A 913-nucleotide genomic window follows, 5' to 3' on the forward strand; every position below is an offset into this window, starting at 1 on the left:
TGGACCACGCAGGTCTGGACAATGCTGTCGGGGAACACGGCGGTGACGGCGTCAGGGAGTCCCGTCAGCCCGTCGCAGCAGACGATGAGGACGTCACGGACACCCCGATTCCGGAGATCCGCGAGAACTTTCTGCCAGAACTTCGCGCCTTCGCTGTCCTGGATCCAGCAGCCGAGAGCGTGCTTACGGCCATCGGTATCGACCCCTATCGCCAGATACGCGACCTTGGTGGAGACGACACCGTTGTCCTTGACGCGCAGGCGGATCCCATCCACATACATGATCGGGTAGACCTCGTCCAACGGCCGCGACTGCCAGGTCTTGATCTCGTCGACGACGACGTCAGTGACGTTCGAGATCAGTTCCCGGGACGCCTGCACCCCGTAGACCTCACGCAGGTGCGCCTCGATGTCGCGGGTCGTCATGCCACGGGAGTACAACGACAGGATCGTGTCGTCGAGATTCCCGATACGCCGTGCCCGCTTCGGCACGATCATCGGCTCGAACGTGCTGTTCCGGTCCCGGGGCACCTCGATATCGACCGGCCCGTTCCGGGTCGACACCGTCTTGACCGACGTGCCGTTCCGGGAGTTCCCCGAGCCGTTCCCGGACGGGTCACCGGACTCGTGGCCGAGATGGTTGGTCATCTCGGCCCGTAGCGCCCGTTCCAGAACAGCTTTCGTCATCTGGTTCAACAGGCCATCGACACCATCGATCGGCGTGCCGGTCTCCTTCGCCTCCGCCAACAATGCGTCGATCACATTCGGCGGGAACGTCTCCGCGATCACCTGGGCCGCCGCAGTATCACGTTCACGACGCTTTACATTCTGTGCCATAAGATGACCCTTTCCGACCGACCGATCACGGTAGGTCGATTCTTGTCACCTCCGGCTTACACGCTTCCCATGACACG

Annotated in this window: 1 protein-coding gene; it reads right to left on the minus strand. The window is 62.4% G+C overall.

The features are described 5' to 3' along the window. The coding region (locus tag U9983_RS10605; RefSeq protein ID WP_322753870.1) for an IS256 family transposase at positions 1 to 785 on the minus strand (785 nt) is incomplete at its 3' end. Between the last annotated feature and the right edge of the window lie 128 nt (positions 786 to 913).

The organism is Protofrankia sp. Cas3, from assembly GCF_963555955.1.
GTDB lineage: Bacteria > Actinomycetota > Actinomycetes > Frankiales > Frankiaceae > Protofrankia.